A 21819-nucleotide genomic window follows, 5' to 3' on the forward strand; every position below is an offset into this window, starting at 1 on the left:
GTCACTTACTGATGTAAGCTCCCGGAGATTGACTCGCTTGCCGCCTTGCTGCACCTCGACGTATTTTGGCAAGCCTTTTTTAGTCAGTCTTTGTCGATGCGGCTGGCATCCGCGCCCTGCTGACCACGATATTTCGCATCTTCGCGGCGGTTATACGGGCGTGCCGCCGGGCCTGATAATGGCTCAAAGCTCAAAGCACCAATTAACATGCCCGGACGCAGCGCCAGCGGCAGTTTGCCCGAGTTGTAGAATTCCAACACGATACGGCCTTGCCAGCCAGGGTCGATGCGGTGTGCCGTCACGTGCACCATCAGACCAAGACGCGCCAGCGAAGAGCGTCCATCCAGCCAGCCGACCAAATCGTCTGGAATGGTCACCGATTCCAGCGTCACCGCCAGCGCCAGTTCGCCCGGATGCAGGAAAAAGGCTTCGCCTTCCGGCAGCACAATCTCATCGCTCATGACGCGGTCCAGCGCGGCACTGACTTCGTGCTTCGGACCACTCAAATCGATAAAAGCTGCCGTGTGGCCGCTAAACGTACGGAACTGATTGCCAAGACGGACATCTACCGTCGCGCCGTTAATACGTTCCACTGGCGGGCGCGGCTCAATCGCCAACTTTCCGTTGTCCAGCCAGGCTTCAATATCGCGATCGCATAATCTCATCGCTGGTACTCCCTGATTTAAGTGTAGCGAAAGGCTACGACAGCGCGTCACGCTCATCCGGACGCCGTGTCGTTAAAGATACTGATTAATCTTGGCCTTAAGGATATCAATCGCGATACGGTTTTTCCCGCCGCGTGGCACAATGATGTCAGCGTACTGCTTAGAAGGTTCAATAAATTGCAGGAACATAGGGCGCACCGTCTTCTGATACTGACTCATCACTGAATCCATCGAACGTCCGCGCTCATTCACATCGCGTTTCATGCGGCGCATCAGGCAAATATCCAGCGGCGTATCGACGAAGATGGAGAAATTCATCTCCTGGCGCAGGCGCGCATCGGTTAACAGCAGAATGCCCTCAAGGATAATTACTTTCTTGGGTTTGAGATGAATGCAATCGCTGGTGCGGGTGTGTTCGACGTAGCTGTAAACCGGTAACTCAATATCCTGTCCTGCCTTGATCGCACGCAGATGCTGCAACAGCAAATCGTGATCCATCGCACTCGGATGGTCGTAATTGGTTTTTACCCTCTCTTCCATGGTGAGGTGGCTCTGATCTTTATAGTAGGCATCTTCGGGGATCACACCGATATGCTCGTCACCGACCTGGTCACGGATTTCACGATAGAGCGTGCTGGCGATAAGACTTTTTCCGGATGCGGATGCACCTGCGATGCCAACGATCACGCACTGATGAGACTTGTCAGTCATACTTTTTTAAGACCTGATAACTGGAGCCTGCCTAAGCCGAAGCTGCAACGGGCCGAATGAGAGGGTTAGTTGGCGGCAATTATAGGTATTTCACCGGTTTGATGCCAGAGAAATGGGCCAGCGGCTTTTCAGAATATCCCCTTTTGCAGCCAGACGCTTAATCGATACACTGTTCATCTGCCAATACTGTAACCGTATTGGCTATCGAATAAGAGCCGCAAGGAAAAGTATGAGCTGGAAAACCCTGACCTATTTTGGCGACAGCATGTTGCTGATCCCCACTGCGGTGATTATCGCACTCGTTTTACCCTGGAAAAGCGACAACCGCCAAACCGTTTGGTATTGGGTGTTAGCCTTTGGTCTCGCCGGCCTGCTGGTGAGCATCTCGAAAATTATGTTCCTTGGCTTTGGCATTGGTAGCGCCAGATTCAACTTTACCGGTTTTAGCGGCCACAGCGCCATGTCTGCCACGCTGTGGCCGGTCATGATGTGGCTGGTCTCCGGGCGCTGGTCGCCGCGCTGGCGAGTGGTCACTATTGGCATTGGCTACCTGATCCCGCTGATGGTCGGTTTATCTCGCCTGGTGATTCATGCCCACTCTAAAAGCGAAGTGCTGGCTGGACTGATGTTGGGCTTCATGCTCAGCACGGCTTTCTTACTGAGCCAGCGCCACACTGCGCTAAAAGGCTTCAGCCTGGCGCAGATCAGCGTGGCATTATTGGTGCCGCTGTTACTGCTCGGTCATGGGCGTGTAGCAACCACACAACAGTTTCTTGAACGTTTCTCGGCCAACCTTGCAGGTTTGGAAAAACCTTACACCCGCGCCGATCTTTTTCGCCATTAATCATTTGGCCCTTGGTGCGCAAAGGGCCAATTAATTCAGGGAATAAGCCGTAAAATAGATTTCCCCACAGAGATCTTAAACAGATGTGCTAGCATGAAAAATAGAGATTAGATTGGCGCATTTTCCAATGTGGCGCAGCTGGATTCCTGCATGACCCTCGAAATATTAACCTCACAGGATCGACCGCAAAATACCTGGCTTCATGCGCTAATTTTTGGCGCGCTGGCTTTTCTGCTGACGCTGTTTTGTCTGGAACTGATTGTCATTAGCGGACGTATTTCCCCGCTGTGGTACTCCACCGCGCTGATGACCGTCATTGTGTTTCGGGCACCTTTAAAATATGTGCCGTTATTGCTTATCGCGTGCGTGATTGGCACTGCGTTAGCGAGTCTCATCATTATTGGCCCCGCCCTCAGCAACATTAAATTTGCCATCTTAAATATGTGTCAGGCCATCCTGGGTGGCCTGATGCTGCGCGCGCTGCTCGATCGCCGCGCGCCGCTCAATTCGCTGCTGGACTGGGTGCGTTTTGCGTTATGCGCTGGCCTGCTTGCGCCGCTGCTCGGTGGGTTGCTGGCGTTATGGATGTTGCATGTCGAAGGTCACGCTTCCCTGCCCTTTTTCTCAACGTGGGTTATTTCGGAAGTGATTGGCGTACTGGCTTTTGGCCCCGTTTTGCTGCTCTGGCCCAACAAACCGCTGCGCCAGTTGATTACGCCCGGCCGCCAGCTGGAAACATGCCTGACCTTGTTCGGCACCCTGCTGGCAAGCTATTTATCGCTGCGCTTTCTGCCCTGGCCCTTTACCTTTATCGTAGTGATCCTGTTCTGGTGTTCGGTACGCCTGCCGAAATTTGAAGCTTTCCTGCTGTTCTTCCTGAATGCCAGTTTCATCTCGATACTGCTCGCCTTTAACTGGGTGAATCTGACGCAAAATGGCCTGCTGCTGGGCCAGGTCAGCACCTGGCTACCGTTCCTGCTGGTGCTGCTGCCCAGTCATGCTATGGCGCTGGTGATGGATGCTTTCCAGCGTGAAAAGCGCCATATCAGCGAGAGTGAAACGCGCTTTCGCAATGCCATGGAGTATTCGGCCATTGGCATGGCGTTGGTCTCTCCCAACGGTGGGTGGCAGCAGGTTAATCAGTCGCTGTGCCGGACGCTGGGCTTCCCGGCGGATGAGTTAAAAAAGCTGACCTTTCAGCAAATTACGCATCCTGACGATCTCAACAGCGACCTGCAGCAGCTGGAACGTTTGGTGGCCGGTGACATCATGACGTACACCATGGAGAAGCGCTATTTCCGCAAAGATGGCGAGATCGTCTGGGCGCGGCTGACCGTCTCTATGGTGCGCGACGCTGCGCTGCAGCCGCATTATTTCATCGCGCAGATTATCGATATTTCCGAACTGAAGCAGAGCGAGCAGATAAATCGCCGCCTGATGGAGCGCATCACGCTGGCGAACGAAGCCGGCGGCATTGGCGTCTGGGAATGGAATTTGCTAACCGGCGAAATGCTGTGGGATAAACGCATGTATGAGCTGTTTGCGCTGGCTCCTCACCAAACGCCAACCTATGATTTGTGGCTGCATCTGCTCGACCCGGCAGAGCGCGAAAGCGCAGCGTTGATTGTTCAGCAGGCCATTGAGCGCCGCAGCGCCTTCCAGATTGAATACCGTATTAATTTGCCCGAAGGCCCGCGCTATGTGCGCTCTGAGGCCAACCGCATTCTGAGTCAGGATGGACAGATTGAACGTATGTTGGGCATCTGTCAGGACATCACGCCGCTGCGCGCGCTGAACGAAGCGCTATTCCAGGAAAAAGAGCGCATGGCAATCACCCTGGATTCTATCGGTGAAGCGGTCATCAGTACCGATGATGAAATGCGCGTTACCTTTATGAATCCGGTGGCAGAAACGCTCAGCGGTTGGTCACAAGAGAAAGCCGCAGGCGTGCCGATTACCGAACTCCTTAATATTACCCGCGGCGAAACCGGGCCACGCGTGGATAATCTGCTGCTGTGCCAGCTGCCCGGTGAAAAAATCTCACCCGATCTTGATGAAGAGCTGGTGCTGCACACGCCGGATGGCGCATTAGTGGAGATCCACTACAGCATTACGCCGCTGAAAACCTTAGCGGGTAGCAGCATCGGCGCGGTGATGGTTATTCAGGACGTCAGCGAATCCCGCAGAGTGATGAAGCGCCTGAGCTATAGCGCTTCACACGACATGCTGACGCGCCTGCCGAATCGTCATAGCTTTGAGCAGCGGCTGAAACGCCTGGTCAACGATGCCGCGACCCACCACACCCAGCATGTCCTGGTGTTTATCGATCTCGATAAATTTAAAGCGGTCAATGATACCGCCGGACACGCCGCGGGTGATGCGCTACTGCGCGAGCTCGCAGAACTGATGCCACATTATTTACGCTCCAGCGATATGCTGGCGCGCTTAGGTGGCGATGAATTTGGCCTGCTCTTACCGAACTGTGAAGTGGATCAGGTGCGGGATGTGGTACAGCAGATAGTTGCGGCGGTGAGCGAACACCGTTTTATATGGCACGATACACCTTATTACGTCGGCGCAAGTGCAGGCATTACGCAAATCGATGAAAACAATTGCATCAGCACCGTAGTGATGTCACAGGCGGATGTTGCCTGCTATAGCGCAAAACATGCCGGCCGTGGTCAGTATCACGTTTATCAGGAAGTGCAGATGTAATCTGCCACGTCTACCCATTGCCAGCCCGCGCTGGCTGCGCTAAAGTCGCCCCCTTTTTTCCGGCATGGGGGATAAATATGTTTATCGGATTCGATTACGGCACGGCCAACTGTTCAATTGCAGTCAGTGATAATGGCACGCCGCGTCTGCTGACGCTGGAGAATGGTCAGCGACTGCTTCCCTCCATGATTTGTGCGCCAACGCGCGAAGCGATCAGTGAATGGCTACATCGCCATCATCAGGTGCCAACGCCAGACAGTGAAGGCACGGCATTATTGCAGCGTGCGCTGCGCTTTAACCGCGAAGAAGATATTGATGTCACGCCGGGTAGCGTGCAGTTTGGCTTAACCGCCTTGCAGCAATATATGGTCGATCCCGAAGAAGTGTGGTTCGTGAAATCACCAAAATCCTTCCTCGGCGCCAACGGCCTGAAACCTCAGCAAATCGCCTTCTTTGAAGATCTGGTGTGCGCCATGATGCTGCACATCCGCCAGCAGGGTGAAACCCAGCTCGATCGCCCGATTGAGCAAGCGGTGATTGGTCGCCCGATTAACTTCCAGGGATTAGGTGGCGAAGACGCCAACCAGCAGGCGCAAGGCATTTTGCTGCGCGCGGCACAGCGTGCGGGTTTCCGTGATGTGGAGTTTCAGTTTGAACCGGTGGCAGCGGGTCTGGATTTCGAAGCCACGCTGGAGAAAGAGACACGCGTGCTGGTGGTGGATATCGGCGGCGGCACCACCGACTGCTCAATGTTGCTGATGGGTCCGGAGTGGCGCAATAAAACCGATCGCCGGGAAAGTTTACTGGGACACAGCGGCTGCCGCGTGGGCGGTAACGATCTCGACATCATGCTGGCGTTCAAAACCCTGATGCCACTGCTTGGTCTGGGAGGCAACACCCAGAAAGGGACCGCGCTACCTGCGTTGCCATGGTGGAACGCGGTGGCCATTAACGATGTGCCAGCGCAAAGTGATTTCTACTCCGCCGCCAGCGGCAAGCTGCTGCGTGATTTAATTCGTGATGCCGAGCAAGGCGACAAGGTGGCGCATCTGCTGAAGGTGTGGCAGCAGAAGCTGAGCTATCGTTTGGTGCGCGCGGCTGAGGAGAGCAAAATTGCGCTGTCGGAAGTCACCGAAAGCGATGCCTCACTGGCGTTTATCGCCGCCCAGTTACAGGCCCAAATCAGCGCGACACAGCTGGAAGAAGCCATTAATCAGCCGCTGGAGCGTATCCTTGAACAGGTGCATCTGGCCCTTGCCACCTGCGAAACCCAACCCGAAGTGATCTACCTCACCGGCGGCAGTGCACGTTCTCCAGTCATTCGCGCCGCATTACAGCAGGCGCTTCCCGATACGCCGATCGCCGGTGGCGATGATTTCGGATCGGTCACAGCCGGTTTGGCGCGCTGGGCGGAAGTGATGTTCGGTTAAGCTAATTGGGCGGCATAAATGACGCCCCTACGATCGGATGTAGGGTCGTCATTGATGGCGACCCACATTAAACATCAGAAATTCACGTTCGCACTAATCCCACCAACAAACGCATCTTTCACTTCGCTGACGGCGCCCGGCGCCACCACATACTGCAGGTTCGGACGCAGCTGCAGCCATTTGGTCAGCTGAGCGTTGTAGTAAATCTCATAGTTGTACTCCGAGCCATCCTGAATCGGCAGATAGGTTGGGCTATCGAAGTTGGTTTCACCGTTGGCATCGTTCTGGTCACGCAGCGAACGCGTATAGGCGCTGTTGACGTGAATACGCGCCGCACCCACGCCAATCTCATCCTGTGGACGTGCATCGAACGGCCCTTTCCAGGTAAAGCTAACGGACTGATAGTTGTCTGTTTTTGAGGTTTTGTGGTCATTCATCACCGCTTGCACGGTTACGCCCAGGCCGCGGCTGACATCGCCGCCTTGCGCGGTCAGCTGTTGTTGCAACAGCACGTAACCGCCGTAGGCGTGATCCTTACTCTGGTACGCACCATCACGCCAGCTGCCGTAGTTATCGCCGTTAGCTGACGAGTAGTAATAACCAATACGGTAATTACCCGGCAGCTTGTCTGCGCCTAAGGTCGGTTTCCAGCCCAACTCCACCGGCACCAGATTCCCTTCAGAGTTACTGGTGTCGAGACGGAAGCCATCGCCGCGATCGTAGTTCGCGCGGTTTTGGTTATAGAAGCCTACCTGGAAGAACACTTCCGGCGTGAAGTTCACTTTCACACGGCCGCCCCACTGGGAAACGGGCCAGTTAAACCAGCGATCGCCACGCCAGTTACCGGCCTGGCCGCTACCAAATGCCAGGTTCTGGAACTTACTGTCAAAGTTATCGAAGTCTTCACCGACGGTCACGCGACCACCTTTCAGGTTCACGGTGTTATCAAACAAACCTTTGCTCAACCAAAACTGGGTTAAGCGCCAGGTTTGTCCACGTCCGTAAACTTCCTGGGTGGAAGAGAGCATACCGGTACGACGATCGGCAACCTGATCGGAGATGTTCTGACCGTTACGATCGGTAATCGTTACCTGGAACTGCGCATCCTGCCAGTCAAGTAGCTTTTGCAGATCGAAGTTCGCGCCAAACGCCCACTGATCGCTATAACGCATGGAGGTATTAGTATCGGCACCACCGCCGAGGTTAGAGGCGCTTTCCATGGTGTAGTTGACGTCAAATTTAATGCCGTCATTTTCCAGCTGCGATCGGTATCCGCCCCAATCGCCAAACATGTAGGGTGAGTCGTAACTGAATGCATCAGCTGCCATCGCTGAGGCACTCAGCATCGCAAACATCAGGGTTCCCGCTGCCAGGCGAGGTAATTGCTGCACTGCTTCTTTTCTGTTCATGATGATTTTTCTTATATGAGTGACTGAAAGGGATCGAACAGAGGATAGTGCTGGGGATATGTCAGTTTTTGCAAATATGTGCGCAGTAAGGGTAATGTTGCCAGTGGGTTAGCGCAATTGTGACGACGATCGATGAATGGAAATTTTTTAGCAGGAATGGCATTTTTTGCGTGGCAAAAAATGAAAATAAAGGGACGCCGTAACGCCCCTTAATCATTACAGTTTACTGGCGCTCGCCAGTTCTTCGATTTCTTGCTTACTCAACTCAAGCTGAGTTGCTTTTACCAGCTCATCCAGTTGCGCCAGCGACGTGGCGCTAACAATCGGCGCGGTAATGCTGGGACGCGCGATTTGCCACGCCAGCGCGACCTGCGTTGCCGAAACATCGTGTGAGGCAGCAACATCTTCTAAAGCTTCAATAATACGCTTGCCGCGTTCGTTCAGATATTTATCCACGATGCCCTGCCCGCGCTTACTTTTGCTGGCGTCTTCCGGTTTTTTGTATTTGCCACTGAGAAAACCACTAGCCAGCGAATAGTAGTTAATCACACCCAGGCCATTTTTCACCGCCACCTGTTCCAGTCCGCTCTCGTACTCCTGACGATCGTACAGATTGTACTCCGGCTGCAGAGTTTCATAACGCGCTAGCCCGTGTTGTTTGCTCACATCCAACGCTTCCTGCAGACGGTTGGCGCTGTAGTTAGAGGCACCAATAGCGCGCACTTTGCCCTCTTTGATCAGCGAATCGAATGCTTTAAGCGTATCCAGCAGCGGCGTGGTGTCATCATCGCGGTGCGCCTGATAGAGATCGATGACGTCAGTTTGCAGACGACGCAACGAATCTTCTACCGCCTGGCGAATGTAGGCAGGCTTCAGCCCGGTTTTCTCGGGTGACAACTCCATGCCCACTTTGGTCGCCAGCACGATGCGGTCGCGCTTGCCGCTTTTCTTCAGCCATTTACCGATAATCGTTTCCGACTCACCGCCTTCATTGCCCGGTGCCCAGCGCGAATAGACATCGGCGGTATCAATGAAGAACAAGCCTTTCTCCACCAGCGCGTCCAGTAGTGAAAATGAGGTCTTTTCATCTACCGTCCAGCCAAATACATTGCCGCCAAACGTAAGACGGGGAACCTCAATACCACTGTCGCCAAGCTGGCGGAGTTTTTGTTGACTCATTTTGTTCTCCTTTATTCAAACGAGACATGCCTGTTATTGAGCTTAGCAAAGTAAATCGATGCGCTTATGCGTATTACTGCCAGAATATTTACAGAATATGAATACTTAGCCTCGCCGGGGCGATATTCTTATTTCCTTCAAATTTTGCCCGATTCGGGCGACTACAATCATTTCGTTTGCGAAACGGCTTTTTTGTTTTCGCATTTGGGGAAAACGAAACCGCTGGAGAGCACACACATTGAGCAATCGTCGACTAAAAACAACCTTGCTAGCCATCACTGTTATCGCCGTGCTGGCAGGAGGATATTTCTGGTGGCAGCATCCAGCAGAGCCAAATAAACAGGCGCAGGCGGAAGGCCAGCAGCATCGGGGACGCGGGGCTGGCGGCGGCTCAGCTCGTCGTCCGTTAGCACCGGTGCAGGCAGCCACGGCCACCACCCAAAGCGTGCCCTATTATCTGAGCGGCCTTGGCACGGTGACCGCCGCGAATACCGTGACGGTGCGCAGCCGGGTTGATGGGCAGCTGATGGCGCTGCATTTCCAGGAAGGTCAACAGGTCGCCGCCGGCGCGCTGCTGGCGGAAATCGATCCCCGTCCCTACCAGGTAGCGTTAACGCAAGCGCAGGGTCAGCTGGCAAAAGACCAGGCCACGCTTGCCAATGCGCGTCGCGATCTCAGCCGCTATGAAAAACTGGCGAAAACGTCACTGGTTTCGCAGCAGGAGCTTGATACGCAGCGCTCGCTGGTCAGCGAAACCCTCGGCACCATCAAAGCCGATGAAGGCAATGTTGCTAGCGCCCAGCTTAATCTCACCTATAGCCGTATTACTGCGCCAATCGGCGGACGCGTCGGGTTGAAACAGGTTGATGTCGGCAACTACATCACCTCTGGCGACACCACCGGTTTAGTGGTGATCACTGAAACGCACCCGATCGACGTGGTATTCAGCGTCGCAGAGAACAACATCAGCCAAATTCTCAAGGCGCAGAAAAGCGGCCACCCGCTCATCGTCGAAGCCTGGGATCGCAGCAATAAAACGTTACTGACCACGGGCGCATTGTTGAGTCTGGATAACCAGATTGATGCCACCACCGGCACCATCAAGCTTAAAGCGCGCTTCAGCAACGAAGATGACACGCTGTTTCCCAACCAGTTTGTTAACGCCCGTTTGAAAGTCGACACCTTGCAAGATGCGGTAGTGATTCCGACCGCTGCGCTGCAAATGAGTAACGATGGCCACTTTGTCTGGGTAGTGAACAGCGACAATAAAGTGAGCAAAAAACGCGTCACGGCCGGGTTGCAGGATAGCCAGAAAGTGGTGATTAGCGCCGGACTTGAAGCGGGCGATCGCGTGGTGACCGACGGCCTCGATCGTCTGACCGAAGGCTCAACGGTAGAAGTGGTCGCCCCGCAAAGCACCGCAACGCACAGCACGCGCGCCGCGCAGCCGGCACGTGGAGAGCGTCAATAATGCAGGTCATGCCTCCAGACGCCAGCGGCGGCCCATCACGCCTATTTATTCTGCGCCCGGTTGCCACCACGCTATTAATGATCGCCATTCTTTTGGCAGGCGTACTCGGCTACCGTTTTCTGCCGGTCTCCGCGCTGCCGGAAGTGGATTATCCGACGATTCAGGTGGTAACGCTCTATCCTGGCGCCAGCCCGGATGTGGTGACCTCATCCATCACCGCCCCGCTGGAACGCCAGTTTGGCCAGATGTCCGGCCTGAAACAGATGGCATCGCAGAGTTCAGGCGGTGCTTCGGTGGTGACGTTACAGTTTCAATTGACGCTGCCACTGGATGTGGCCGAGCAGGAAGTCCAGGCGGCGATCAACTCCGCTACCAATCTGCTGCCGAGCGATCTGCCTAATCCGCCGGTTTACAGCAAAGTAAACCCGGCAGATCCGCCGATCATGACGTTAGCGGTGACGACCACCAGCATGCCGCTTACGCAGGTGCAGGATATGGTGGAAACCCGCGTAGCGCAGAAAATCTCGCAGGTGTCTGGCGTCGGTTTAGTGACGCTCTCGGGCGGACAACGCCCAGCGGTACGGGTGAAAATGAACACCCAGGCGCTGGCCGCACTCGGTTTGACCAGCGAATCCGTGCGAACTGCCATCACCAACGCCAACGTGAACTCGGCGAAAGGCAGCCTTGACGGTCCAACCCGCTCAATTACGCTGTCGGCCAACGACCAGATGACCTCGGCGGAGGACTATCGCAAGCTGATCATCAGCTACAACAACGGCGCGCCGGTGCGGCTTGGCGATGTCGCGACCATTGAACAAGGGGCGGAGAACAGCTGGCTTGGCGCCTGGGCTAACCGCCAGCAGGCAATCGTACTCAACGTGCAGCGCCAGCCGGGCGCCAATATCATCGCCACCGCCGATAACATTCGCGCGATGCTGCCAACGTTGACCGCCACGCTGCCGAAATCGGTGGATGTGAAGCTGCTCACCGACCGCACCACCAACATCCGCGCCTCAGTCAGCGATACGCAGCACGAGCTGATGCTGGCGATGGGTTTGGTGGTGATGATCATCTATCTGTTCCTGCGTAACGTGCCGGCGACCATTATTCCTGCGGTCGCCGTGCCGTTATCGCTGGTCGGCACCTTCGCCGCGATGTATTTCCTCGGTTTCTCGATCAACAACCTGACGCTGATGGCGCTGACCATCGCCACCGGTTTTGTGGTCGATGACGCCATCGTGGTCATTGAGAACATTTCGCGCTATATCGAAAAAGGCGAAAAACCGCTCACCGCGGCGCTTAAAGGTGCGGGGGAAATAGGCTTTACCATTATCTCCCTCACCTTCTCGCTGATTGCCGTGCTGATTCCGCTGCTGTTTATGGGCGATGTGATTGGTCGCCTGTTCCGTGAATTTGCCGTGACGCTGGCGGTGGCGATTTTGATCTCTGCCGTGGTGTCGCTGACGCTGACGCCGATGATGTGCGCCCGCATGCTGAGCGTCGAATCGCTGCGCAAACAGAACCGTTTCTCCCGGGCGAGCGAAGCGCTGTTTGATCGCGTGATCGCCAGCTATGGCCGCGGATTAACGCGCGTGCTGCGTCATCCGTGGCTCACCCTTTCCGTTGCGCTGGGCACCTTGGTGATCACCGTGCTGCTGTGGGTGGTGATCCCCAAGGGCTTCTTCCCGCAGCAGGATAACAGCATCATTCAGGGCACGTTGCAGGCACCGCAGTCGGTCTCTTATGCCAGCATGTCTGAACGCACGCGCGATGTTGCCTCAATCATCATGAAAGATCCGGCAGTACAAAGCATGACGTCATTCGTCGGCGTCGATGGTACCAACGCTGCGCTCAACAGCGCACGGCTGCAAATCAACCTCAAACCGCTCAACCAACGTGACGATCGTATTCCAGCGGTACAGCAGCGCCTGCAGCAGGCGTTAGCGCAGGTGCCGGGCGTCTCGCTGTGGCTGCAGCCGGTGCAGGATTTGACCATTGACACTCAGGCCAGCCGCACGCCTTACCAGTTCACCTTGCAATCCGGATCGCTGGATTCGCTCAGCACCTGGGTGCCGAAGCTGCTGGAACAGCTCAACACGCTGCCGCAGCTGCGTGATGTCAGTAGCGACTGGCAGGATCAAGGCCTGGAAGCCTTTGTGCGCGTCGATCGCGACAGCGCCAGCCGGCTAGGCATTAGCATGGCCGACGTCGATAACGCACTGTACAACGCCTTTGGCCAGCGGCTGATCTCTACCATTTACACCCAAGCCAACCAATATCGCGTGGTGCTGGAGCAGAACAACGATGCCACGCCAGGGCTGGCAAGCCTCGACGGTATTCGGCTCAACAGCAGCGATGGCGGCAGTGTACCGCTGAGCGCCATTGCGCAGATCGAGCAACGTCACGCGGCGTTAAGCATTAATCATCTCGACCAGTTCCCCTCCGCCACCTTCTCGTTTGATGTCGCGGAGGGCTATTCGCTGGGTGATGCGGTGAAAGCGGTGAGCGCGGCGGAAGATCAGGTCGGCATGCCCGCAGAAATGATGACGCAGTTCCAGGGCAGCACGCTGGCATTTGAAGCCGCGTTGTCCAGCACCGTGTGGCTGATTGTGGCCGCGGTGGTGGCGATGTATATCGTGCTTGGCGTGCTGTATGAGAGTTTTATCCATCCGATTACCATTCTCTCGACGCTGCCGACGGCGGGCGTGGGTGCACTGCTGGCGCTGATGCTGAACGGCAACGAGCTGGATATCATCGCCATCATCGGCATTATCCTGCTCATCGGCATTGTGAAGAAAAACGCCATCATGATGATCGACTTCGCCCTGGCGGCGGAACGTGAGCAAGGCATGCCGCCGCGCGAGGCAATTTATCAGGCGTGCTTACTGCGTTTCCGCCCGATCCTGATGACCACCCTGGCGGCACTGCTCGGTGCGCTGCCGCTGATGCTGAGTACTGGCGTGGGTGCCGAACTGCGGCGTCCGCTGGGGATTGCGATGGTTGGCGGCCTGGTTGTCAGCCAGGTATTAACGCTGTTCACCACACCGGTGATCTATCTGCTGTTCGATCGTCTCGCCCACGCTACGCGCCGTCGCTTTAAGCGCTCGGAGGCGGCATCGTGAAGTTTTTCGCCCTGTTTATCCATCGTCCCGTTGCCACGACGCTGCTGACGCTGGCGATAGCGCTGGCCGGTATTCTGGGCTTTCGCCTGCTGCCGGTCGCGCCGCTGCCACAGCTGGATTTCCCGGTGATTTTGATCTCCGCCTCCCTGCCCGGCGCTTCGCCGGAAACCATGGCGGCCTCGGTGGCGACGCCGCTGGAACGTTCGCTCGGCCGCATTGCTGGCGTAAGCGAAATGACCTCGACCAGCTCGCTCGGCAGTACGCGCATCATTCTGGTCTTCGATTTTGATCGCGACATTAACGGCGCAGCGCGCGACGTGCAGGCGGCAATCAACGCGGCACAAAGCCTGTTGCCCACCGGTATGCCGAGCCGTCCCAGCTATCGCAAAGCCAACCCGTCCGATGCGCCGATCATGATTCTGACACTGACCTCGGATATTTATAATCCCGGTCAGCTGTATGATTACGCCTCAACGCAGCTGGCGCAGAAGCTCTCGCAGATTGAGGGTGTCGGCGACGTCACGGTGGGCGGCAGCTCGTTGCCGGCGGTGCGCGTCGACCTGAATCCGCAGGCGCTGTTCAACCAGGGCGTGTCGCTCGATGCGGTGCGCACCGCCATCAGCAATGCCAATCAGCGCCGTCCGCAGGGGGCGATTGATGATGTGCAGCAGCGCTGGCAAGTGCGCACCAACGATGAGCTGCAAACGGCGAGCGAATATCAGCCGCTGGTGGTGCACTACAATAACGGTGCAGCGGTACGGCTCAGCGATGTCGCCAACGTGCAGGATTCGGTGCAGGACGTACGCAACGCCGGTATGACCCAAGGTAAACCGGCGGTGTTACTGGTGGTGCGGAAATCGCCGGAAGCCAACATCATCGATACCGTCGACCGCATTCGCAGCGAGCTGCCGATGTTGCATGAGGTTATTCCCGCCGCCATCGATCTGCAAATCGCCCAGGATCGCTCACCGACTATTCGCGCCTCGCTGCATGAGGTGGAGCAGTCGCTGATTATCGCCGTGGCGCTAGTGATTCTGGTGGTGTTTGCCTTTCTGCGCGACTGGCGCGCCACGCTGATCCCCGCCGCTGCGGTGCCGGTGTCGCTGATTGGCACCTTCGCCGCCATGTATCTGTGCGGCTTCAGCCTGAATAACCTGTCGTTGATGGCGCTGACTATTGCCACCGGCTTTGTGGTGGATGACGCTATCGTGGTGCTGGAAAATATTGCGCGCCACGTTGAAGCGGGGATGAAACCGTTGCAGGCAGCCTTAACCGGCGTGCGCGAAGTGGGTTTTACCGTGCTGTCGATGAGCCTGTCGCTGATTGCCGTGTTCCTGCCGTTGCTGATGATAGGCGGGATTATCGGCCGCTTCTTCTCTGAATTTGCCATTACGCTGTCGGTGGCCATTCTTATCTCGCTGTTTATCTCGGTCACGCTGACGCCGATGATGTGCGCCTACGTGCTGAAGCCGCAGGAAAAGCGCAGCCAGCCGCGCACGCGCGGTTTTGGCAAACTGCTGCTCAAGGTACAAAACGGCTACGCGCGATCGCTCGGCTGGGTGCTGAATCACGCCATTTGGGTATTAATGCTGCTGCTTGGCACCGTGGCGCTCACCGTCTGGCTGTTTATCGCGATCCCGAAAACCTTTATGCCGGAACAAGATACCGGCCGCCTGCAAGGCTTTATTTCGGCGGATCAGAGTATTTCGTTCCAGGCGATGCGCGGCAAGCTGCAGGATTTCATGAACATCATCAAGGCCGATCCGGCGGTGGATAACGTCACCGGCTTTACCGGCGGATCGCGCACCAACAGCGGCTCGATGTTTGTCTCGCTGAAACCGCTCTCTGAGCGCAGCGAAAGCGCACAGCAGGTGATTGCGCGACTGCGCATCAAGCTGGCGAAAGAACCCGGCGCGAACCTCTATCTTAACGCGGTGCAGGACATTCGCATCGGCGGCCGCGAATCAAATGCCAGCTATCAGTACAGTTTACTGTCCGATAACCTGAATGATTTACGTGAATGGGAACCGAAAATACGCCAGGTCTTTGCCGCGTTGCCGGAGCTGGCCGACGTCAATTCGGATCAGCAGGATAACGGCAGCGAAATGAATCTGACTTACGATCGCGAAAGCATGGCGCGGCTAGGCATTGATGTCTCGGCAGCCAATGCCTTACTGAATAACGCCTTTGGTCAGCGTCAGATTTCCACCATTTACCAGCCGCTTAATCAGTACAAAGTGGTGATGGAAGTCGATCCGCGCTACACCCAGGACATCAGCTCGCTGGATCAGATGTTCGTGATCAATAGCGACGGTAAAGCGATTCCGCTCAGCTGGTTTGCTAAGTGGCAACCGGCCAATGCGCCGCTTTCGGTGAACCATGAAGGCTTGTCGGCCGCCTCCACCATCTCGTTTAACCTGCCGGAAGGCGTATCGCTGTCGCAGGCGTCCGAGGCAATTGATCGCGCGGTGACGGCGATTGGCGTGCCCTCCACCGTACGCGGCAGCTTTGCCGGTACTGCGCAGGTGTTCCAGCAGTCGCAATCCAACCAGCTCTACCTGATGCTGGCGGCGATTGCGGCGGTGTATATCGTGCTGGGCATCCTGTATGAGAGCTACGTGCATCCGCTGACCATTCTCTCTACCCTGCCGTCGGCGGGCGTTGGTGCACTGCTGGCGCTGGAGCTGTTCAGCACGCCGTTCAGCCTGATTGCCTTGATCGGTATTTTGCTGCTGATCGGTATCGTGAAGAAAAACGCCATCATGATGGTCGACTTTGCGCTTGAGGCCGAGCGCAACGGCAATCTGTCGGCGCGCGACGCCATTTTCCAGGCATGTCTCTTGCGCTTCCGCCCGATTCTGATGACGACGCTGGCCGCCCTGTTTGGTGCTTTGCCACTGGTGTTAACCAGCGGTGACGGCGCTGAACTGCGCCAGCCGCTCGGTATCACCATCGCGGGCGGTTTGGTGATGAGCCAGCTGCTGACGCTCTATACCACGCCGGTGGTGTATTTGATGATGGATAAGCTGCGGCGGAAGAAGAAGAGGGTATTGGTGACGGATTAAGGGAGGTCGCCATGAATGGCGCCCCTACGCCCCCCACATTTGTAGGGCCGCCATTTATGCTGACCGTATAACAGAGGAGATTCAGTGGACACCAAAAACGCTACCGTGCGCTGGCAGCTGTGGATCGTCGCGTTTGGCTTCTTTATGCAGGCGCTGGACACCACCATCGTAAATACCGCCATCCCCTCGATGGCGCGCGATCTCAACGTCAGCCCGCTAAATATGCATTCGGTCATCGTCTCCTACGTGCTGACGGTCGCAGTGACGCTGCCCATCAGCGGCTGGCTGGCCGACCGCTTTGGCGTGCGCAATATTTTCTTCTGCGCCATCGTGCTGTTCAGTATTGGTTCGCTGCTGTGTGCCTTCTCCAGCACGCTTGATGAGCTGATCATGGCGCGCGTGGTGCAAGGCATTGGCGGCGCAATTATGGTGCCGGTTGGGCGATTAACAGTGATGAAAATCGTGCCGCGTGAGCAATACATGTCGGCGATGACTTTTGTCACCACGCCGGGACAGATTGGTCCGCTACTCGGTCCGGCGCTGGGCGGCATTCTGGTGCAGTACGCCAGCTGGCACTGGATCTTCCTGATTAACATCCCGGTTGGCATCATTGGCGCAATTGCCACGTTGACGCTGATGCCCAATTACACCATGCAAACGCGGCGCTTCGATTTTCTCGGCTTTGTGCTGCTGGCGGTAGGCATGGCAACGCTGACGCTGGCGCTCGACGGGCAGCGCAGTTCGGGCGGTTCCCCACTGCTGCTCGGCTTACTGATTTTAGTTGGCGTGTTTTCCCTGCTGTTCTATCTGATGCATGGCCGCAACAATGACAACGCACTCTTCAGCCTGAAACTGTTCGATAACCGCATCTATTCCATTGGGCTGCTCGGCAGTTTTACCGGGCGCATCGGTAGCGGCATGCTGCCGTTTATGACGCCGATTTTCCTGCAGGTTGGCCTTGGCTACAGCCCTTTCCACGCCGGTTTAATGATGATTCCGATGGTGCTCGGCAATATGGGGACGAAACGCGTAGTGGTCCGCATTGTGAATATATTCGGCTATCGCCATGCGCTGGTGGGTGCCACGATCGCGCTGGCGTTGGTGGTGCTGCTGTTCCCGCTGGTGGCGCTGCTCGGCTGGATCTGGCTGCTGCCGGTGGTGCTGTTACTCCAGGGTATGGTCAATGCCATCCGCTTCTCCTCCATGAATACTCTGACGCTGAAAGAGCTGCCGGACGATCTCGCCTCCAGCGGCAACAGTTTGCTTTCAATGATTATGCAGCTATCGATGAGTATTGGCGTGACCGTTGCCGGTTTACTGCTCGGGGCCTTCGGCCATGGCGTCATTACCGATAGCGCGGCCGCCCATCAGACCTTCATCTACACCTATCTGTGCATGGCGCTGGTGATTGTGCTGCCTGCGCTGGTGTTCTGGCGGGTGCCAAAAGATGTCAGTAAAAACGTTGATTTAAGAAGCAGGAGTAAAGGATGAAACGGCCGGTAAAACTGGGCATTGGCGCCAAACTGTTTGCGGCGATTTTCTCTACCTGCATGCTGGTGATCATCACTATGCACTGGGGCGTACGTCTCAGCTTTGAACATGGTTTTGTGGATTACATCAAAAAAGGCAACGAGCAGCGCTTAACCTTGCTGAGCGATGCGCTGGCCGATCAATATGAGCAGCACGGCAACTGGGATTTTCTGCGCACCAATGATCGGCTGGTGTTCTCGATTCTGCGCTCATTAGAGCAAAATCCCGGCAGCAGCAATCAGCTACCGCCACACGGCTGGCGCACACAATTCTGGATTATCGATCAGCAATATAAAGTATTATCCGGCCCGCGCCAGCCGGTGCCGCCGGAAGGCACGCGGCGTAATATCACCCTCAGTAACGGTAAGATTGTCGGCTGGGTGATTGCCTCGCCTGCCGAGCGGTTGACGCGCAGCACCGATATTAATTTTGATCAGCAACAGCGGCGCACCAGCTGGATGATTGTCGCGCTTACGGGATTATTGGCGGCGCTGGTCACCTGGCTCTTAGCACGCGGCCTGCTGGCGCCGGTGAAACGTCTGGTGGATGGCACGCATCATCTGGCGGCGGGCAATTTCGCCACGCGCGTGGAAGTGGGCAGCAGTGATGAGTTGGGCCAGTTAGGGCGCGATTTTAATCAGCTCGCCAGCTCGCTGGAAAAGAACGAAAGCAACCGCCGCGCCTTTATGGCTGACATTTCCCACGAGCTGCGTACCCCGCTGGCGATCCTGCGCGGTGAACTGGAAGCGATGCAGGATGGCGTACGCAAACTCACGCCCGATGCTATTAGCTCGCTGCAAAGTGAAGTTTCGCTACTCACCAAGCTGGTGGACGATCTGCATCAGCTGTCGCTCTCCGACGCGGGCGCTCTTGCTTATCGCAAGCAGCCAGTGGATTTAGTGAATCTGCTGGAAGTGGTGGCGGGCAGCTTTGGCGAACGCTATCGCAGCCGCGGTTTAACCCTCAATCTGGCCATTCCTCCTCAGGCGGAGAGTTTTGGCGACCCCGACCGCCTGATGCAGCTGTTCACTAATCTGCTGGAAAACAGCCTGCGCTATACCGATGCCGGCGGCGTGGTCCAGCTCAGCATGCAGCAGGTGGGCGATTACTGGCAGCTGACCTGCGCGGATAGCGCACCGGGTGTTGATCCTGCTCATCAGGAAAAACTGTTTGAGCGTTTTTTCCGTGCCGAAAGTTCACGCAATCGCGCCAGCGGCGGCTCTGGGCTTGGCCTGGCGATATGTAAAAATATCGCTGAAGCGCATAACGGCAGCATCAGTGCAGATCACTCTGATTTAGGTGGACTGCAAATCAGGCTAAACTTGCCGTATGTTCCTCACTAGACGCAACTTATGAGCCCGGAAAATAGCGATCCTCTGATCCTTGTCGTAGAAGATGAGCCCAAACTGGCGCAGCTGATGATTGATTATCTGCAGGCGTCCAACTACCGCACGCACCATATTGCTGATGGCAACGAGGTGCTGAACTATGTACAGCAAACGCCACCTGACCTGATGCTGCTGGATTTGATGCTGCCAGGCCGCGATGGCTTGACGCTGTGCCGTGAAATTCGCCGCTTCTCTGAGCTACCGATCATCATGGTTACCGCGCGTACCGAAGAGATCGACCGCCTGCTTGGGCTGGAAATTGGCGCCGATGACTATGTCTGCAAGCCGTTTAGCCCGCGTGAAGTGGTGGCTCGCGTTAAAACCATTCTGCGCCGGGTCAAACGCTCGCCGGAGGAGGCGCAACAGGCATCGCCTCTGCACATTGATGAAAGTCGTTTCCAGGCCAGCTGGCGCGAACAGCAACTGGAACTGACGCCCGCCGAGTTTCGTCTGCTGAAAACCCTGGCGCTGGAGCCGGGAAAAGTCTTTTCGCGCGAGCAACTGCTAAATAACCTCTATGATGATTATCGCGTGGTCACCGATCGCACCATCGATAGCCATATTAAAAACCTGCGCCGTAAGCTGGAAAATCTGGATGCGGAACAGCCGTTTATCCGCGCGGTGTACGGTATGGGTTATCGCTGGGAAGCGGACGTTTGCCGCTTGTTGTAGCCCGTAACGGGTTACATTGATCCAGGTCAATTTACATCGGGTGTGGCCCTGCCTACAATTCCCCACCTTTTGCAGGGCCGCCTGACGCGGCCGCTGCACCTGCCATCCACGATGGCATGCTGACCTGACATCAGTGAGACATTCCATGTTTAAACCTGAACTGCTTTCTCCAGCGGGATCGCTGAAGAATATGCGTTACGCCTTTGCCTATGGCGCTGACGCGGTCTATGCCGGGCAACCCCGTTACAGCCTGCGCGTACGTAATAATGAATTCACCCATGAGGTACTGGCTGCGGGCATTCATGAAGCTCATGAGCTGGGTAAGAAATTCTACGTGGTGGTCAATATCGCCCCGCATAACGCCAAACTTAAAACGTTTATCCGCGATTTAACGCCGGTGGTGGCGATGCAGCCGGATGCGCTGATCATGTCCGATCCTGGGCTGATTATGCTAGTGCGTGAAGCCTTCCCGGAAATGCCGATCCATCTGTCAGTGCAGGCCAACGCGGTGAACTGGGCGACGGTGAAGTTTTGGCAGCAAATGGGTTTAACCCGCGTCATTCTGTCACGTGAACTGTCGCTGGATGAGATCGCCGAAATTCGCCAGCAGGTGCCGGAAATGGAGATTGAAATCTTCGTGCACGGTGCGTTGTGCATGGCTTATTCCGGCCGCTGCCTGCTCTCCGGTTACCTCAATAAGCGCGACCCGAACCAGGGTACCTGCACCAACGCCTGCCGCTGGGAATACAAAGTGGAAGAAGGTAAGCAGGATGAGGTCGGTAATATTGTCAGCTTCCATGAGCCGGTCAACGTGCAGGCACCAACGCTCGGCCTCGGCGCTAATACCGATCGCGTATTCATGCTGGAAGAGAAGAAAAACCCGGGTGAAATGATGAGTGCCTTCGAGGACGAACACGGCACCTATATCATGAACTCCAAAGATCTGCGCGCCGTGGCACACGTTGAACGGCTAAGCCAAATGGGCGTGCACTCATTAAAAATTGAAGGCCGCACCAAATCCTTCTACTACTGTGCACGTACCGCCCAGGTTTATCGGCGTGCCATTGATGATGCCGCCGCGGGTAAACCTTTTGATCCCGCTCTGCTGGAGACGCTGGAAGGTCTGGCGCATCGCGGTTACACCGAAGGTTTTCTGCGTCGTCACACCCATGACAGTTATCAGAACTACGAAAACGGATTTTCTATCTCAGAGCGCCAGCAGTTTGTTGGTGAATTTACCGGTGAACGTCGCGGTGACTGGGCGCAGATTGCGGTAAAAAACAAGTTTATGCTGGGGGATTCCGTGGAGATCATGACGCCGGAAGGCAATCTCAACTGCCGACTCGAAAGCATGCAGAATGATAAAGGCGCGGCGGTTGACGTTGCTCCGGGCGATGGGCATCGCGTTTGGATCCCGGTGCCAGAATCGGTCAATCTGTCCTTTGCCCTGTTGCTGCGTAACTTCACCGACGGCAACAGCACTTACGATCCGCACGGCAAAAATCGCACATAATGAAAAGAAAGCGGTGAAGTTAGAACAGGATCACAGACCGCCGCATCGTCCCGCTTTAAAATCCCGCCTGCTGCTAACGAGTAACAATAATCAGCAGGTTGTAAC

At 56.0% G+C, this 21819-nt stretch carries 14 protein-coding genes; 10 read left to right on the forward strand and 4 right to left on the reverse strand.

Annotated elements, in window-relative coordinates:
• Window positions 1-83: 83 nt before the first annotated feature.
• Together dcd and udk are read right to left on the reverse strand one after the other, a co-directional pair.
• Window positions 84-665 carry a dCTP deaminase gene (dcd, locus tag AC07WB_RS12730; RefSeq protein WP_007888946.1) on the reverse strand — a complete coding sequence of 194 codons (582 nt, stop codon included), beginning with the start codon at window positions 663-665 and terminating at the stop codon, window positions 84-86.
• A 72-nt stretch (window positions 666-737) separates the two neighbouring features.
• A complete protein-coding gene (udk, locus tag AC07WB_RS12735; RefSeq protein ID WP_007888949.1) occupies window positions 738-1376 on the reverse strand; it encodes a uridine kinase in 639 nt (212 codons plus the stop codon).
• A gap of 229 nt (window positions 1377-1605) precedes the next feature.
• Here udk and AC07WB_RS12740 point away from each other — a divergent pair, with 229 nt between their 5' ends.
• From AC07WB_RS12740 to yegD, 3 genes are all read left to right on the forward strand, one after another.
• Entirely contained in the window at window positions 1606-2220 is a 615-nt protein-coding gene (locus AC07WB_RS12740; RefSeq protein ID WP_097096703.1) for a phosphatase PAP2 family protein, read from the forward strand.
• Window positions 2221-2370: 150 nt separating this feature from the next.
• On the forward strand, window positions 2371-4935 hold the full coding sequence (locus AC07WB_RS12745) for a diguanylate cyclase (RefSeq protein WP_494940615.1): 2565 nt from the start codon (window positions 2371-2373) through the stop codon (window positions 4933-4935).
• Window positions 4936-5012: 77 nt separating this feature from the next.
• Window positions 5013-6365 carry a molecular chaperone gene (gene yegD, locus AC07WB_RS12750; protein ID WP_097096701.1) on the forward strand — a complete coding sequence of 451 codons (1353 nt, stop codon included), beginning with the start codon at window positions 5013-5015 and terminating at the stop codon, window positions 6363-6365.
• A gap of 74 nt (window positions 6366-6439) precedes the next feature.
• Here the strand turns inward: yegD and AC07WB_RS12755 are convergent, their stop codons facing one another.
• Both AC07WB_RS12755 and AC07WB_RS12760 read right to left on the reverse strand, forming a co-directional pair.
• Window positions 6440-7774 carry a carbohydrate porin gene (locus AC07WB_RS12755; RefSeq protein WP_345829016.1) on the reverse strand — a complete coding sequence of 445 codons (1335 nt, stop codon included), beginning with the start codon at window positions 7772-7774 and terminating at the stop codon, window positions 6440-6442.
• 216 nt (window positions 7775-7990) lie between these two features.
• A complete protein-coding gene (locus tag AC07WB_RS12760) occupies window positions 7991-8953 on the reverse strand; it encodes an aldo/keto reductase (protein ID WP_097096700.1) in 963 nt (320 codons plus the stop codon).
• A 238-nt stretch (window positions 8954-9191) separates the two neighbouring features.
• Between AC07WB_RS12760 and AC07WB_RS12765 the strand changes: the two genes are divergently transcribed.
• From AC07WB_RS12765 to trhP, 7 genes are all read left to right on the forward strand, one after another.
• Window positions 9192-10424 (forward strand): MdtA/MuxA family multidrug efflux RND transporter periplasmic adaptor subunit, encoded by a 1233-nt coding sequence (locus tag AC07WB_RS12765; RefSeq protein WP_494940616.1) that lies wholly within the window; start codon window positions 9192-9194, stop codon window positions 10422-10424.
• Window positions 10424-13546, forward strand: coding sequence for an MdtB/MuxB family multidrug efflux RND transporter permease subunit (locus AC07WB_RS12770; protein ID WP_494940617.1), 3123 nt, complete (start codon window positions 10424-10426; stop codon window positions 13544-13546). The genes AC07WB_RS12765 and AC07WB_RS12770 overlap by 1 nt, the downstream gene beginning before the upstream one ends.
• The gene (gene mdtC / locus AC07WB_RS12775) at window positions 13543-16611 is read left to right on the forward strand and encodes a multidrug efflux RND transporter permease subunit MdtC (RefSeq protein WP_494940618.1); all 3069 of its coding nucleotides are present in this window, start codon (window positions 13543-13545) and stop codon (window positions 16609-16611) included. Before AC07WB_RS12770 ends, mdtC begins: the two co-directional genes overlap by 4 nt.
• A gap of 84 nt (window positions 16612-16695) precedes the next feature.
• On the forward strand, window positions 16696-18102 hold the full coding sequence (mdtD, locus tag AC07WB_RS12780; RefSeq protein ID WP_494940619.1) for a multidrug transporter subunit MdtD: 1407 nt from the start codon (window positions 16696-16698) through the stop codon (window positions 18100-18102).
• Window positions 18099-19484 carry an envelope stress sensor histidine kinase BaeS gene (gene baeS, locus AC07WB_RS12785; RefSeq protein ID WP_400456432.1) on the forward strand — a complete coding sequence of 462 codons (1386 nt, stop codon included), beginning with the start codon at window positions 18099-18101 and terminating at the stop codon, window positions 19482-19484. Before mdtD ends, baeS begins: the two co-directional genes overlap by 4 nt.
• A gap of 9 nt (window positions 19485-19493) precedes the next feature.
• Entirely contained in the window at window positions 19494-20201 is a 708-nt protein-coding gene (gene baeR / locus AC07WB_RS12790; protein WP_097096694.1) for an envelope stress response regulator BaeR, read from the forward strand.
• Window positions 20202-20346: 145 nt separating this feature from the next.
• Window positions 20347-21714, forward strand: a complete 1368-nt coding sequence (trhP, locus tag AC07WB_RS12795) for a prephenate-dependent tRNA uridine(34) hydroxylase TrhP (RefSeq protein WP_097096693.1) — start codon at window positions 20347-20349, stop codon at window positions 21712-21714.
• Window positions 21715-21819 lie beyond the last annotated feature (105 nt).

This window comes from Pantoea sp. GW821-FHT03E06 (assembly GCF_059420725.1).